The organism is Streptosporangium sp. OZ121, from assembly GCF_051918885.1.
GTDB lineage: Bacteria > Actinomycetota > Actinomycetes > Streptosporangiales > Streptosporangiaceae > Streptosporangium.
Genome location: NZ_JBPXMC010000004.1, coordinates 50,859 through 64,817 on the forward strand (window position 1 = coordinate 50,859; position 13,959 = coordinate 64,817).

Consider the following 13,959-nt stretch of genomic DNA (forward strand, 5'->3'; position numbering starts at 1 on the left):
GTGAAGGCGGAGCGGGAAGAGGACGTCGTCGAGCAGCTGATCTCCGATTTCGACCACCACCATCCGCGCTTCGACCCGGACCTGGCCTGCCTGGTCCACCGCGGCATCCGCAACCGGTCGCGGGTCGCCTTCTCCCGCGCGTACGGCGGCGTGTGGATCCTGTCGCACTACCGCGACGTGGAGGCGGCGCTGCGCGACCACGAGACCTTCAGCTCGGCGTCGGGGGTCTTCTTCCCCCGCGCCGCCGGCACGCCGCCCTTCGCGCCGCTGGAGTACGACCCGCCCCGGCAGACCGCGTTCCGCACCCTGATGAAACCCCCGTTCACCCCGGCCCGGGCGCGGCAGCTCGAACCGGAACTGCGCCGCCTGGTCGCGGACCTGGTCGAGCCGATCGTCGCGCGGGGCTGCGGTGACCTCGTCGCCGAGCTCGCGGTGCCGCTGCCGCTCGCCGTGGTGTCGCTCGCGGTCGGCTTCACCGACGCGGCGCAGCGCCGCATCCGCGACCTGACCAGCAACACCTGGGCGCGCATGCCGAGCGACGAGAGCGCGGAGGGCTTCTGGCCGCAGTTCGCGGAGCTGTTCCAGGAGGAGATCCGCCGGGCCAGGGAACAACCGGGCGACGACTACCTGTCCACGCTGGTCCGCGAGACGATCGACGGCAGGCCCGTCACCGACGAGGAACTCCACGTCATGATGGTCGGCTTCGCCGTCGCCGGCCACGAGACCTCGATGAACGCCCTGTCGCACCTGCTGTGGCAGCTGGCCCGCGAACCCGGCCTGCAGGACCGGCTGCGCAAGCGGCCCGAGCTGATGCCCGCCGCCGTCGAGGAGACGCTGCGGCTCTGGACGCCGGTCGACCACGGCACCCGGTTCACCACCCGGGACGTCGAGGTCGGCGGCGTCACCATCCCTGAGGGATCGCGGGTCATCCTGCTCGCCGGGGCCGCCAATCGCGACCCCGCCGAGTTCCCCGACCCGGAGCGGTTCCGGCTCGACCGGGGCCTGGTACGCCACCTCGGTTTCGGGACGGGCGTGCACTTCTGCATCGGGGCCCAGCTCGCGCGCACCGAGTTCCTCGTGGTCCTGCGCGAGCTGGCCCGCCACCCCGGCTACGAGCTCTTCGGCGAACCCCGGCGCTTCTACGAGAACGGCCGCCACATCTGCTTCGACCGGCTGCCCGTACGGTTCCGGACGTCGCTCGGCCGGCGCAGGTAGACCTGGGGCTCACGGCTCCTGAAGGAGACGGGCCGGGCGGGGGCCCCGATTCGGGGTGGGCCGAGCGAAGGGAGTCGAAGAGCCGCTCGCCGAAGCCGAACGGGTGTACGCCCGAGGGGGCACCGACCGTGATCCGGCGTGGGAGGAGGGACGGTCGCCCGCGTCCTGAACACCACCGAACGGAAGCTCGGCGGCACCGTCACAGCTGAACGACTGCCGGGCGGGCGTCAACCGGGCCGTAGGCCATGATGCGTCGCAGGGCGAGCCGGAGCCGGTCGATCACCTCATCGTCGACTTCGAGGACCGCTTCGATCTCGGGGTCGTCAAGACCCAGCTCTTCCAGCGCGTGCGGAGCGATGACGACGCGAAGCACCCTGTCACGAAGAGTGATCTCGCTGACGGCCCCGTACGCGGTCGCCTGGCCGGCGGTGACCAGGCAGTGGCTGTCCATCTCCGACTCCTCGACGTCTTCCTCCTCGTCCTCGAACAGGCCGCACATGAAGATCAGCTCCATGCCGTCGCCGTCATCGCTTTCGGCGACACCGGCGGACAGGCACTCCAGATCGTGGTCTTCCGCCACTCCCGCGACCCGGGCCGTGAACCGAGTAGTCATGCCGCAGAGCGTAACGGGCCATGGCGACAATTCCGGCGCATTGCTCACCGCTGGGAGAGGTCAGCGGCGGTAGACCTCCTGGCCGTCGACGAAGGTCATGGCTACTTTGGTGCGCCAGATGTCGGCGGCCGGTTCGGTGAAGGGGTCGCGGTCCAGGACGACGAGGTCGGCGCGGTTGCCGGGGACGATGGTGCCCGCGTCGTCGTGGTTGATCCGGGCCGAGCCCGCGGTGTAGGCCGTCAGCCCGCGGTGTAGGCCGTCAGCGCGGTGGCCAGGGTGAGGCTCTGGCCGGGCAGGAAACTCCCGGGGACCCGGGGCCTTTGGGACCGGACTGCCTTTTCGATCTCCGGACGGGTCGAACCGCTATCGTGGTGGCGCCGGTTTCCTGGTGGAACGCGGGTAGGCGCCGGTTGTGGCCGCCGCCACAGGACAGATCGACATGGCGGGGGTGTGATGGGGCAGGCCGTACCGTTTCTGCGACGCGTGAAGGTGGAGAACTACAAGAGCATCGCGTCGTGTGATGTCACCTTCACGCCTCTCCTGGTGCTGCTCGGTCCCAACGCGGCGGGGAAGAGCAATTTCCTCGACGTGCTCAGGTTCGTGGTGGACGCGCTGGAGACGACACCCGCCGACGCCCTGATGAGACGCGGCGGCCTGGACGAGGTGAGCCGGCGGGGCCAGAAGGACACGAAGGGTTTCGGCGTCCTGCTGGAGTTCGTCATCCGGCCGGACGAAGAGCCGTTGTCGGTCACGTACAGCTTCGTCGTCAGCGGGGACCCCGCCGGTCGCCGTCCGCTTCTGGTGCTCGGAGAGCGGTGTTTCGTCCGTGCCGCTCAGCCGCGGTCGAGTTTCGAAGAAGTCAACTTCGTCATGACTCATGGCTTCTTCAACCAGACAGGTGAGGGTGGTATCGAGCCGGACCGGCTCTATCTCCCGCTGGCCGCCACCCAGGGCGTTTTCAGTGAGGTCTACCGCGGCCTGCGCCGCATGCTCTTCTACCACCTGGACGCGGGCCTGATGCGACAGGTTCAGTCCAGGTCCGCCGGGGCCACGCTGGATGGCGAAGGAAGGCGGCTGGGATCGGTACTCGGAGCCCTCACGCAGCGGTATCCGGCGTTCAAGGCACGGATCGACGACTACATGGGAGCCATCGTTCCCGGGACCGTCAGCATCGATCAGCGGCTTCTGGACACCTATTCCACCGTTGAGCTTCTTACCCGTCACGCGGATCGAGAGATGGTGTTCGGCCCCGAGGCCATGTCCGAGGGGACGCTGCGCGCGGCGGGACTGCTGACCGCGCTGTTCCAGCCCGCCGTACTCGAAGGCGAGGCGACCCTGCTGGGAATCGAGGAACCGGAGACGTCGCTGCACCCGGCGGCCGCGGGGGTGCTGTTCGACGCGTTGAGCGAGGCGAGCGAGCATGTCCAGGTGGTGGTCACCACGCAGAGCGCGGACCTGCTCGACCGCGACGACTTCGATCCGGCGTCCGTACGCGTCGTGACCATGACGGATGGGCTCACGACGATCGGTGAGATCGACGACGTGAGCCGTCGCCTCGTCGACGACCGGCGGGCCACCATCGGGGAGCTGATGCGCGGCAACCAGCTCAGGCCCGGCACCGGGGAGGCCGAATGACCGAGGCGGTCACCATCGCCGCCATCGTCGAGGGGGAGGGAGAGGTCGCCGCGCTTCCCGTCCTGCTCCGCAGGATCGCGCTGGAACTCTCGGTCTGGACGATACGGATTCCGACGCCGCGCCGGGTTCCGCGTTCCAAGCTGGTCGCTCCGGGAGGGATCGAGAGCGCCGTGCTCCAGGCCTCCTACCAGGTCGACGGTCGAGGCGGGATCCTGTTGCTGATCGACGCCGATGACGACTGCCCCGCGACGACCGGCCCCGCGCTCCTGGAGCGGGCCCGGCTGGCACGCGGTGACCGGGAGATTTCGACGGTCCTCGCCAACCGGGAGTTCGAGGCGTGGTTCCTCGCCGCCGCCACGTCGCTCGCGGGCCAGAGGGGGTTGGCGAACCCCCTCGAACCACCCGTAGAGCCTGAGGGGCCCCGCGATGCGAAGGGCTGGCTCTCGGCTCGTAAGACCGACGGCACCTCCTACCGTCCGACGGCTGATCAGGCAGCCCTGACCGCGATCTTCGACATGGCGCAGGCGCGCAAGAACGCGCCTTCCTTCGACAAGTTCTGGCGCGATGTCGAACGCCTGATGCGGTCCGCCGGGGCATGAGCGGTCAGCGGCGGTAGACCTCCTGGCCGTCGACGAAGGTCATGGCTACTTTGGTGCGCCAGATGTCGGCGGCCGGTTCGGTGAAGGGGTCGCGGTCCAGGACGACGAGGTCGGCGCGGTTGCCGGGGACGATGGTGCCCGCGTCGTCGTCGTGGTTGATCCGGGCCGAGCCCGCGGTGTAGGCCGTCAGGGCGGTGGCGAGGGTGAGGCTCTGGCCGGGCAGGAAGGGGGTCTGCGCCGTCGGGTAGCCCGCGTGCAGTGAGCCGCCGGGTTCGGTGCGGTTGACGGCCACGTGCATGCCCTGGATCGGGTCGGCGTCGGAGACCGGCCAGTCGCTGCCCGCGCAGAACAGGGTGCCGTTGCGCCGCAGGTCGGCGAACGGGTACTGCCAGGCGGAGCGCTCCTCGCCCAGGAAGGGGAGGGTGAGCTCGTCCATCTGGGCGTGGTGGGTGGCCCAGAGCGGCTGCAGGTTGGCGGTCACGCCGAGCTTGGCGAAGCGCGGCACGTCGGACGGCTCGACGATCTGCAGGTGCGCGATGTGGTGCCGGTTGGCCGGGTCGGTCCCCTCGAGGCTGTCCAGCGCCTCGCGGACGGCCCGCTCGCCGATGGCGTGGAAGTGCACCTGGAAGCCGTGCCGGTCCAGCTCGGCGACGTACTCCCTCAGCAGCGCCGGGTCGACGTACGACAGGCCGGTGCCGCCGCAGCGGCAGTAGGGCTCGATCACCGCGGCGGTGAAGTTCTCGGTGATGCCGTCCTGCATGATCTTCACCGAGGTGGCGCGGAACCGCTCCAGGCCCTCGGCGGAGCGGCGCCGTTCCAGCAGCTCGGGGATCTGCTCGGCGCCGCGCGCCCGGTCCCACCACAGCGCGCCCACCACGCGGGCCCGCAGCGCGCCGGAGGCCGCCGCCGAGACGTACGTGGGCAGCTGGTCGTCGTAGCCCGCGTAGGAGCCGACGATGGCGTCCTGCCAGCCGGTGACGCCGAGGGAGAACAGGTGGTCCTGGGCCTCCATCAGCGCGTCGTGCAGGTCCTTCGCCGTGGGGCGCGGGGTGAGCAGGCCGACCAGGTCCATCGCGCCCTCGTGCAGCACGCCGCTCGGCGTGCCGTCGGCGTCGCGCTCGATCCTGCCGTCGGCGGGGTCGGGGGTGTCGCGGGTGATCCCGGCCAGCTCCAGGGCCCGGCTGTTCACCCAGGCGGCGTGGTGGTCGCGCTGGATCAGGTAGACCGGCCGGTCGACGACGTCGAGCTGGGAGCGGTGCGGCAGGCCGCCGGGGAAGGCCGACATGTCCCAGCCGCCGCCGTCGATCCACTCGTGGTCCGGGTGGGATCCGGCGTAGGCGGTGATCCGCTCCAGATACTCCGGCAGGCCGTAGACCGCGGACAGGTCGCACCTGGCCCGCTCCAGGCCCGCCTGCACCGGGTGGAGGTGCGCGTCGGTGAAGCCGGGGGTGAGCAGCCCGCCGTCCAGGTCGACGGTCTCGTGGCCGGGGGCGGCCAGGCCTGCGACGTCGGACTCCGCGCCCACGGCGGCGACACGGCCGTCCCGGACCAGTACCGCCTCGGCGAAGGCGTCGGCGGCGAGGAAGACCCGGCCGCCACGGAAGAGCAGGTCGCTCACTGTTGCACCATCCTTCTGTCGGTGGCCCGGATGCCGCTGGCGCCCCGGGGTGCCGCTTGATCACTCACATTGCACGCTCGACCGGCCGAGGTCCAGCGTGAGGTTTCTCCGGGCGTCCACCGGCGTCCGGCGTCGGACATCCGGCGTGCGGTGTCGTCCGGGCCCGTTTCACCGGCGTTCAGCGTCCGGTGATGGAGTCGGCGACGCGGGCCAGCACCGAGGTGCGGCCGAGCCCGGCCTTCTCCCTGGCGTCGGCCCGGCGGTAGAGGTCGTACATGGCGTGCACGCCGAGCCATCGCAGCGGTTCCACCTCCCAGCCTCGCACCTTGCGGTCCACCCAGGGCAGGGACGCCAGCTCGGTGTCCTCGCGCAGGATCAGGTCGCGCAGGGTACGGCCGGCGAGGTTGGTCGTGGTCACCCCGTGGCCGGTGTAGCCGCCCGCCCAGCCGATGCCGGTGGTGTGGTCGACGTGCACGGTGGCGCACCAGTCGCGGGGCACCCCGAGCACCCCGGACCAGGCGTGCGCCACCCGGGAGGCCCTGAGCGCGGGGAACATCCCGGTCAGCAGCTCCCAGAGCGCCTCGATCGTCCACTCGTGGGTGTGGCCCCGGTCGTCCACCCGGGATCCGTACAGGTAGGGCTTGCCGCGCCCGCCGAACGCGATCCTGCCGTCGGCGGTGCGCTGGGCGTACATGTAGTAGTGCGCCATGTCGCCGAGCAGCTCGTGTCCCGCCCAGCCGATCTCGTCCCACAGCGCGCCCAGCGGCTCGGTGACGATCATCGAGCTGTTCATCGGCAGCCACGTCCGGTGGTACTGCCTCAGCTCGGCGGTGAAGCCCTCGGTGGCGCGGATGACGTACTCGGCGCGGACGGTGCCGTACGGCGTGCGGGCCTCGCGCGGGGCGATCTCGGTGACCGGGGTGCGTTCGAAGATCTCCACCCCGAGGTTCCGCACGGTCTCGGCCAGGCCCCTGGCCAGCTTGGCGGGCTGGATCCTGGCGCAGTGCGGGCTCCAGATCGCGCTGACCGCGCCGTCCACCCGCAGGCGCTCCTCCCGCTCGGCGGGGTCGAGCAGCCGCACGTCCTCCTCGGTCCAGCCCCAGTGGCGCTCGTGGGCGAGCAGCTGGTGCAGCCGCCGGTCCTGGGCGATGTTGGTGGCGACCGTGGTGACGCCGCCCTTGACGATGTCGGCGTCGATCTTCTCCTCCTCGGCGACGGCGACGACCTCGTCGACGGTCTCGAACATCACCCGCTGCAGCCGCCTGGCCGCGTCCGCGCCGTGCGTCCTGGCGTAGCGCTCGGGGGTGCCGGCAAGCTCGCCGACCAGCCAGCCGCCGTTGCGCCCGGAGGCGCCGTACCCGGCGAACTCCTTCTCCAGCACGACGATCCGCAGGCCGGGGCTCGCCTTCTTCAGGTAGTAGGCGGTCCACAGGCCCGTGTAGCCGGCGCCGACGATGGCCACGTCGGCGTCGAGGTCCCCGGCGAGAGGGGCACCGGGGGAGGGGATGCCGAGGGAGCGGTACCAGAAGGAGACGTCTCCGTTGACGAAGTCCCCAGCCAGGGGAACGCGCGTGCTCATGGCCTCATATCCTGCTATATCCGTCTATCTGGGTGTGCCTGTCAACGGAAACCGTTGCAGAAACGCCGTACTGCCGAGTAATGAGTGATCTTCCCAGACGTAACGATGGGCTCACTCATGTGTAGCAGTCCCGTAACAGTGTCAGGAAAGGCTATCCCTCAACAGAGGGAGCATTTGATGGGGTTTCTGAGGATTCGTACGACCGTTGACGAGCGACCGGGACGGCTCGCCTCGCTGGCCGCCGCGCTCGCCGCCAAGGGTGGCAACATCCTGGGTCTGAGCGTGCAGACCGACGTGGACGGCACGGTCGACGAGTTCGTCACGGACATCCCCGCCGGGGCCGAGGCGGTGCGCGAGGCGCTGGAGGCCGCCGGCGGGCGCCGGGTCCAGGTCGTCACCGCCACCGCCCACGAGCTGACCGACGAGCCCACCCGCGTCCTGCTGCTCGCCTCCCGGCTGCGCATGACGCCCTGGCGCCTGCCCGAGTTGCTGGGGGAACTGCTGCGCGCCGACGACTCCCGCTGGGTCTACGGTTCGGAGATGAGCGATCTTCCGGACCCGACCCTGCTGACCGTGCCCGTGGCACCGCGCCGCGCGATCAGGATCCGCCGGGCCGAGCTGCCGTTCACCCTGACCGAGGCCGCCCGCGCGGCCTCCTTCGTCCGCCTCGCGCAGCCCCCCGTCGAGCAGTCCGGGACCGACCGCGAGATCAAGCTCTCCGACGGCGTCGAGGTCAGTGTCCGCCCGCTCACCCGGCTCTACCGCGAGGCCGTACGCGACCTGCACGACCGCTGCTCGCCGGAGGCCCGCAGGTTCCGCTACTTCACCTCGATGCCGGTGCTGCCGCCGAAGGTCTTCGACCGGCTCTGCGACCGCAGCCGGGGCCACTCGATCGTCGCCGGACACGACGGCCAGGTCGTCGGTCTCGCCAACCTGATGTTCACCCCGGATCCCGGCATCGCCGAGATGGCGTTCCTGGTCGAGGACCGCTGGCAGGGCAGGGGGCTGGGGACGGCCCTGGCCGGGATGCTCGTCCGCCAGGCCCGCGACCTGGGCTTCGCCGAGGTCAGGGCGACCCTGCTGTCCGACAACGTCCGCATGCGCAGGCTCCTGGTCTCGCTCGGCGCGACCCTGAGCTACACCGAGGACCCCGGCGTGGTGGAGGCCAGGCTGGCCGTGGGCGTGATGGCGACGGCATCCCCGAGCTGACCCCATCGCGTGGCCTTCCCGTTTCGAGATCGCTCAGGGGTCCCGAAGCGGGGAGGCCGCACTCTTCCGCGTTCCCGCCTCAGGAGGCCTGTCCCTCCTGGGGCGGGGACTCCGGGGCGCGAGACGCGCCGGAGACGTCGTCATCGTCCCGGGGCGTACCGGCGTCGCCGTCGTCTCCGCCGGCGGTGGTGCCGCCGCGGGAGACGTCGCCGGTGTCGCGGGAGGTCTCGATGGCGTCCAGCCTGCGCTCGATCCGGTCCAGGCTCTCCTGGATGCGGTCCAGCCTGGCGGAGAGCGTCGCTCCCATGACGTGGAAGCCCTCCTCCGCCGTCACCGCGCGCTCGGGGTCGCGCCGCCCGAGCAGCGAGATCACCTGGGCGCGTACGGCCTCAAGGCGCGCGCCCTGCCCCGTCAGCACCTGGGCGGCCACGCCCTCGCCCTCGCGGATCAGTCCGAGCAGGATGTGCTCGGTGCCGATGTAGGTGTGGTGCAGGCCGAGCGCCTCGCGCAGGGACAGTTCGAGCACCTTCTTGGCGCGCTGGGTGAACGGGATGTGCCCGCCGGGGCTCTTGTCGCCCCTGCCGATGATCTCCTCCACGTCGTTCCTGACGCGCTCGCCGCTGATGCCGGAGGCGCGCAGGGCGCGACCGGCGACGCCGTCCTGCTCGAGGACCAGTCCGAGCAGGATGTGCTCGGTGCCGATGTGGCCGTGGCTGAGTCGTCTGGCCTCCTCCTGTGCCAGGACCACGACACGGCGGGCACGGTCGGTGAAGCGCTCGAACACGGGAAGCCTCCGTGAGGGGTGTCGAGGTGCCTGCCCCCACTATGCGCCAGACGGCCGGTGAGCGGGAGGACATCTCCCCGGGCAATTCCCAGCCCCTTGTCGATGAAAGCTTACATTTTAGAGTTAGATTCGTGGGAAATGGCTTTCGCGTCAGGGGGTGGCGTGCGTAGGGTCCCCGCATGACGATCGACGCCTTCATCGACGCCCTGCCCAAGGTCGAGCTCCACGTCCACCTGATCGGCTCCGCCTCGGTCCCCACCGTGCTGGAGCTCGCCCGCCGCCACCCCGACGGGGGCGTCCCCACGGACGAGGAGGAGCTGCGGGCCTTCTACAGGTTCACCGACTTCCCGCACTTCGCCCGGATCTACCAGGCGGTCAACGCCCTGGTCCGCGAGCCGGAGGACGTGGCGACCCTGGTGCTCGGCCTGGCCGCCGACCTCGCCGGGCAGAACGGCCGCCACGTCGAGCTGACCGTCACGCCGTACGCCCACCACGTCGTCGGCATGCCGATGCGGGAGGTCACCGAGGCGCTCGACCTGGCCGCCCGGCGCTCCCGCGAGGAGCACGGGGTGCGGATGGCGTACGTGTTCGACATCCCCGGCGAGTACGGAGCCGAGGCGGCCCGGGTCACCCTGGACCACGCGCTGCGGGAACCTCCCCAGGCATTGGTAGGTTTCGGACTGGCCGGAATCGAGCAGGAACGCCCGAAGTACCGCGACGTCTTCGCGGACGCCTTCCGCGCCGCCACCGCCGCCGGGCTGCGCAGCCTGCCGCACGCGGGGGAGATGACCGGCCCGGAGACCATCTGGGAGGCCCTCGACCTCCTGGGCGCCGAGCGGATCGGCCACGGCACCTCCTGCGTGGACGACCCCCGCCTCGTCGCCCACCTGCGCGAGACCCAGATCCCCCTGGAGGTCTGCCCCACCTCCAACGTCTGCACCGGACAGGTCGCCCGCGTCGAGGAGCACCCGCTGCCCCGCATGATCGAGGAGGGCCTGTTCGTCACCCTCAACAGCGACGACCCGCCCATGTTCGCCACCACCCTGAGCCGCGAGTATCGCGTGGCCGCCGACCGGCTGGGCCTGGACCGCGAGACCCTCACCACCTTGGCCCGCAACGCCGTCGAGGCCTCGTCCATGGACCCGGCGGACAAGAAGGAACTCCACGCCGAGATCGACGCCGTCGCCGCCCGGCACTCCGGGACGACGCCCTGACGGTCCAGGGACGGCGACAGCGAGGGCTCAGGGGGAGGAGATCCGGCTCAGGGACGAAGGGATCTTGGAAGCCGCCGCCCTGTCCAGGAGGAAGAGGGTGCGCTGACGACCCCGGGCACCGGCGGCCGGGACCTGCATGGTCCCCGAGTCCGACAGCGCCAGCCGTACCGCTCCCGCCTTCTCCTCGCCGGCGGCGATCACCCACACCTCGCGGGAGCCCTGGATGACCGGCAGCGTCAGCGAGACGCGGATGGGCGGAGGCTTGGGCGAGCCGTGCACCGCCACCACCGGGCGGGTGTCGTACAGGGCGGGCAGGCCGGGGAACAGCGAGGCGACGTGGCCGTCCGGGCCCATGCCCAGCATCATGAGGTCGAACGACGGGGCCGGGCCGTGGTCCTCGGGGCGCGCCGCCCGGCGCAGCTCCTCGGCGTACGCCTCGGCCGACTCCTCGGCGGTCATGCCGGAGTCGGGGCCGCGCATCACGTGGACCCGCTCGGGGTCGAGGTCGAGGTGGTCGAGCAGGGCCTTGCGGGCACCGGTCTCGTTGCGCTCGGCGTCGCCGCTCGGCAGGAAACGCTCGTCACCCCACCAGATGTCCACCTTGCGCCAGTCGACGGCGTCCCTGGCGGGGGAGGCGGCGATCTCGGCGAGGGTGGCGATGCCGACGGTCCCGCCGGTCAGGACCAGATGGGCCGAGCCCTTGGCCGACTGGGCGTCGACGGCTCGGACGATCACCCGGGCGGCGACGGCCTTGGCGAGCACGTCGGCGTCGCGGTGGGTGATCACGGTGGGAACGCTCACGGGACTTCTCTTTCGAAAGGAGGTGCCCCGCGGCCGTGGCCGCGGGGCACTCGCGGCTCAGGACTTCTTGGTCTGGGCGAGTCGCTTGATCGCGGCCGCGTAGATCTCGTCGGGGTCCAGCCGCCGGAGCTCCTCGGCGAGCAGCTCCGACGTGGGGCGCCGGGTCAGGGCGACCCTGCGGTCCGGCTGGCCGGGACGCGACAGCGTGGCCATGCGGCCGTCGCTCCGGACGACGGTGATGTCACCCTCGGCCGAGACCAGCTTGACCGCGGTCAGGCCGGGCCCGGGGGACTCGGAGACCTTCACGGAGGCGCCGAGGCGGTCGCCGAGCCAGGCCGCCAGCAGCAGGGCGCTGGCGTGACCGGACACGGCCTCCACGGTGCCCCGCTTGACCTTGCCCACCGGCTGGTCGAACGCGGCGGCCAGCAGGCTCCGCCACGTCGTCAGCCGGGTCCAGGCCAGGTCGGTGTCGCCGGGCACGTAACCACGGGCCCGGCCGGTGATCGCCTGGACCGAGTCGGCCGCCGACCGCGCGTCGATGATGCGGCGCTGGGCCAGCATGCCGATCGGGTCCTTGGACGGGACCTCGGGACAGTCGCTGGGCCACCAGGCCACCACCGGGGTGTCGGTGAGCAGCAGCGGGCTGACCACGGAGTCGGCGTGCCTGGTCAGCTCCCCGTACAGGCGGAGCAGGATCACCTCGCCCGGGGTCGACTCGCCGAACCGGATCTCGGCGTCGAGCCGGTTGGGCTCCTCCGAGTCGCGGGGGATGACGACCAGTATCCGGGAGGGGTGCTCCCTGGCCGCCTCGGTCGCCGCCCGGACCGCGTCGTACTGGTCGCTCTCGCCGCAGACCACCACCAGGGTCAGCACCATGCCGACCGCCGGGGTGCCCATCTGGTGACGCAGGTGGGTGAGCTGCGAGGAGATCTTCGAGGCGTTCGTGCCGCTGAGCATGAAACTGGTCATCTACAGCCGCCTCCAGGCGCGCCCGTCACGGGCCATCATCTCGTCGGCCGAGGCCGGCCCCCACGTGCCCGCGGGATACTCCTCCGGCGGGCCCTGGGTGCTCCAGAACTCCTCGATCGGGTCGAGGATCATCCACGACAGCTCGACCTCGCGCTGGTGCGGGAAGAGCGGCGGGTCGCCGATCAGCACGTCCAGCAGCAGCCGCTCGTAGGCCTCGGGGGAGGACTCCATGAACGACTCGCCGTAGGCGAAGTCCATCGAGACGTCCCTGACCTCCATCGCGGTGCCGGGCACCTTGGAGCCGAACCGCACCGTGATGCCCTCGTCCGGCTGCACCCGGATGACCAGGGCGTTCTGCCCCAGGATCTCGGTGTCGTCCTTGCTGAACGGCAGGTGCGGCGCCCGCTGGAACACCACGGCCACCTCGGTGACCCGGCGGCCGAGCCGCTTGCCGGTGCGCAGGTAGAACGGCACCCCGGCCCAGCGCCGGTTGGCGATCTCCACCTTGATGGCGGCGTACGTCTCGGTGATCGAGTCGGGCGGGATGCCCTCCTCCTGGGTGTAGCCGATGACCGGCTCGCCGCCCTGCCAGCCGGACCCGTAGCGGCCGCGCGCGGTGGCCTGCGACAGGTCCGACGGCAGCCGCAGCGCCTTGAGGACCTTCTCCTTCTCCCTGCGCAGCGAGTCGGCCCCGAACGACGTCGGATCCTCCATGCCGACCAGGGCCAGCAGCTGCAGCAGGTGGTTCTGGATCACGTCGCGGGCCGCGCCGATGCCGTCGTAGTAACCCGCCCTGCCGCCGATGCCGATGTCCTCGGCCATCGTGATCTGCACGTGGTCGACGTAACTGCGGTTCCAGATCGGCTCGAACAGGTTGTTGGCGAACCGCAGTGCCAGGATGTTCTGGACCGTCTCCTTGCCCAGGTAGTGGTCGATGCGGAACACCGAGCTCTCCGGGAAGACCGCGCTGGTGATCGCGTTGAGCTCCTGGGCGCTCCGCAGGTCGTGCCCGAAGGGCTTCTCGATCACCACCCGGCGCCAGGATCCGGCGGGGCCGTCGGCCAGGCCGGTCCGCTTCAGCTGCTGGACCACGACCGGGAAGAACTTCGGCGGCACCGACAGGTAGAAGCCGTAGTTGCCGCCGGTGCCCCGGGTCTGGTCGATCTCCTTGAGCATCATCGACAGCGCGTCGAACGCGCCGTCGTCGGTGAACTCGCCCGGGCAGAAGAAGATGCCCTCCGACAGCTGCTTCCAGACCTCCTCGCGGAACGGCGTCCGCGCGTACTCCTTGACGGCGTCGTGCGCCAGCTGCGCGAAGTCCTGGTCCTTCCAGTCGCGGCGGGCGAAGCCGACCAGGGAGAAGCCCGGGGGCAGCAGCCCGCGGTTCGCCAGGTCGTAGATCGCCGGCAGCAGCTTCTTGCGCGCCAGGTCGCCGGTCACGCCGAACAGCACCAGCACGCACGGCCCCGCCACGCGCGGCAGGCGCTTGTCGCGCGGGTCGCGCAGCGGGTTGGCGTCGACCAGGGCCTCGGTGATGCCGACGGTCGCGGCGGCGGTGGCCGTGGTGGCCGTGGGCGTCACCTTCTCCGGCGTGCCCGCCGTCGGGGCGTCCGTCGTGCCGGCGACGGCGTCCGTCGTGCCCACGGAGGCGTCCGTCGTGACGTTCTCCTCGGCGTGCGCGGTCTCCCCGGCGCTCGTCCGGGAGTTCCCCTTGCTCATACGA

12 protein-coding genes and 1 pseudogene are annotated in these 13,959 nt (G+C 71.1%); 5 read left to right on the forward strand and 8 right to left on the reverse strand.

Annotation, left to right across the window (positions count from 1 at the left end; translation table 11 throughout):
- On the forward strand, nt 1-1,215 hold the full coding sequence (locus tag ACTOQ1_RS10200; RefSeq protein ID WP_440066020.1) for a cytochrome P450: 1,215 nt from the start codon (nt 1-3) through the stop codon (nt 1,213-1,215).
- Between the two features lie 199 nt (nt 1,216-1,414).
- Here ACTOQ1_RS10200 and ACTOQ1_RS10205 read toward each other — a convergent pair whose 3' ends face one another.
- On the reverse strand, nt 1,415-1,828 hold the full coding sequence (locus ACTOQ1_RS10205) for a hypothetical protein (protein WP_440066021.1): 414 nt from the start codon (nt 1,826-1,828) through the stop codon (nt 1,415-1,417).
- Nucleotides 1,829-1,888: 60 nt separating this feature from the next.
- Nucleotides 1,889-2,071 carry an amidohydrolase family protein gene (locus ACTOQ1_RS10210; protein ID WP_440066536.1) on the reverse strand — a complete coding sequence of 61 codons (183 nt, stop codon included), beginning with the start codon at nt 2,069-2,071 and terminating at the stop codon, nt 1,889-1,891.
- A gap of 240 nt (nt 2,072-2,311) precedes the next feature.
- On the opposite strand from ACTOQ1_RS10210, the gene ACTOQ1_RS10215 reads away from it, so the two are divergent.
- Together ACTOQ1_RS10215 and ACTOQ1_RS10220 are read left to right on the forward strand one after the other, a co-directional pair.
- Entirely contained in the window at nt 2,312-3,463 is a 1,152-nt protein-coding gene (locus tag ACTOQ1_RS10215) for an AAA family ATPase (protein ID WP_440066022.1), read from the forward strand.
- Entirely contained in the window at nt 3,460-4,062 is a 603-nt protein-coding gene (locus ACTOQ1_RS10220) for a DUF4276 family protein (protein ID WP_440066023.1), read from the forward strand. Before ACTOQ1_RS10215 ends, ACTOQ1_RS10220 begins: the two co-directional genes overlap by 4 nt.
- A gap of 4 nt (nt 4,063-4,066) precedes the next feature.
- Here the strand turns inward: ACTOQ1_RS10220 and ACTOQ1_RS10225 are convergent, their stop codons facing one another.
- Both ACTOQ1_RS10225 and ACTOQ1_RS10230 read right to left on the reverse strand, forming a co-directional pair.
- A complete protein-coding gene (locus ACTOQ1_RS10225) occupies nt 4,067-5,680 on the reverse strand; it encodes an amidohydrolase (protein ID WP_440066024.1) in 1,614 nt (537 codons plus the stop codon).
- 178 nt (nt 5,681-5,858) lie between these two features.
- Nucleotides 5,859-7,259: an NAD(P)/FAD-dependent oxidoreductase gene (locus ACTOQ1_RS10230; protein WP_440066025.1), complete on the reverse strand. Its 1,401-nt coding sequence runs from the start codon at nt 7,257-7,259 to the stop codon at nt 5,859-5,861.
- Nucleotides 7,260-7,436: 177 nt separating this feature from the next.
- Between ACTOQ1_RS10230 and ACTOQ1_RS10235 the strand changes: the two genes are divergently transcribed.
- The gene (locus tag ACTOQ1_RS10235) at nt 7,437-8,468 is read left to right on the forward strand and encodes a GNAT family N-acetyltransferase (protein WP_440066026.1); all 1,032 of its coding nucleotides are present in this window, start codon (nt 7,437-7,439) and stop codon (nt 8,466-8,468) included.
- A gap of 358 nt (nt 8,469-8,826) precedes the next feature.
- On the opposite strand, the pseudogene ACTOQ1_RS10240 reads toward ACTOQ1_RS10235, so the two are convergent.
- Nucleotides 8,827-9,252 (reverse strand): annotated as a pseudogene (locus ACTOQ1_RS10240) (Clp protease N-terminal domain-containing protein); the annotation flags it as partial.
- Nucleotides 9,253-9,431: 179 nt separating this feature from the next.
- Between ACTOQ1_RS10240 and add the strand changes: the two are divergent.
- Nucleotides 9,432-10,466 carry an adenosine deaminase gene (gene add, locus ACTOQ1_RS10245; protein ID WP_440066027.1) on the forward strand — a complete coding sequence of 345 codons (1,035 nt, stop codon included), beginning with the start codon at nt 9,432-9,434 and terminating at the stop codon, nt 10,464-10,466.
- A gap of 27 nt (nt 10,467-10,493) precedes the next feature.
- Here the strand turns inward: add and pgl are convergent, their stop codons facing one another.
- Genes pgl through zwf form a run of 3 tightly spaced genes read right to left on the reverse strand, consistent with a single transcriptional unit; the run spans nt 10,494 to nt 13,955 of the window.
- Nucleotides 10,494-11,267 (reverse strand): 6-phosphogluconolactonase, encoded by a 774-nt coding sequence (gene pgl / locus ACTOQ1_RS10250; protein ID WP_440066028.1) that lies wholly within the window; start codon nt 11,265-11,267, stop codon nt 10,494-10,496.
- A gap of 57 nt (nt 11,268-11,324) precedes the next feature.
- A complete protein-coding gene (locus ACTOQ1_RS10255; protein WP_440066029.1) occupies nt 11,325-12,236 on the reverse strand; it encodes a glucose-6-phosphate dehydrogenase assembly protein OpcA in 912 nt (303 codons plus the stop codon).
- The gene (zwf, locus tag ACTOQ1_RS10260) at nt 12,237-13,955 is read right to left on the reverse strand and encodes a glucose-6-phosphate dehydrogenase (RefSeq protein ID WP_440066030.1); all 1,719 of its coding nucleotides are present in this window, start codon (nt 13,953-13,955) and stop codon (nt 12,237-12,239) included.
- Between the last annotated feature and the right edge of the window lie 4 nt (nt 13,956-13,959).

Bases quoted from the DNA above. Each gene is read 5' to 3' on its own strand.
- ACTOQ1_RS10255 (WP_440066029.1), bottom strand. From the start codon at position 12,236: ATGACCAGTTTCATGCTCAGCGGCACGAACGCCTCGAAGATCTCCTCG.
- zwf (WP_440066030.1), bottom strand. From the start codon at position 13,955: ATGAGCAAGGGGAACTCCCGGACGAGCGCCGGGGAGACCGCGCACGCC.
- ACTOQ1_RS10220 (WP_440066023.1), top strand. From the start codon at position 3,460: ATGACCGAGGCGGTCACCATCGCCGCCATCGTCGAGGGGGAGGGAGAG.
- add (WP_440066027.1), top strand. From the start codon at position 9,432: ATGACGATCGACGCCTTCATCGACGCCCTGCCCAAGGTCGAGCTCCAC.
- ACTOQ1_RS10205 (WP_440066021.1), bottom strand. From the start codon at position 1,828: ATGACTACTCGGTTCACGGCCCGGGTCGCGGGAGTGGCGGAAGACCAC.
- ACTOQ1_RS10230 (WP_440066025.1), bottom strand. From the start codon at position 7,259: ATGAGCACGCGCGTTCCCCTGGCTGGGGACTTCGTCAACGGAGACGTC.
- ACTOQ1_RS10235 (WP_440066026.1), top strand. From the start codon at position 7,437: ATGGGGTTTCTGAGGATTCGTACGACCGTTGACGAGCGACCGGGACGG.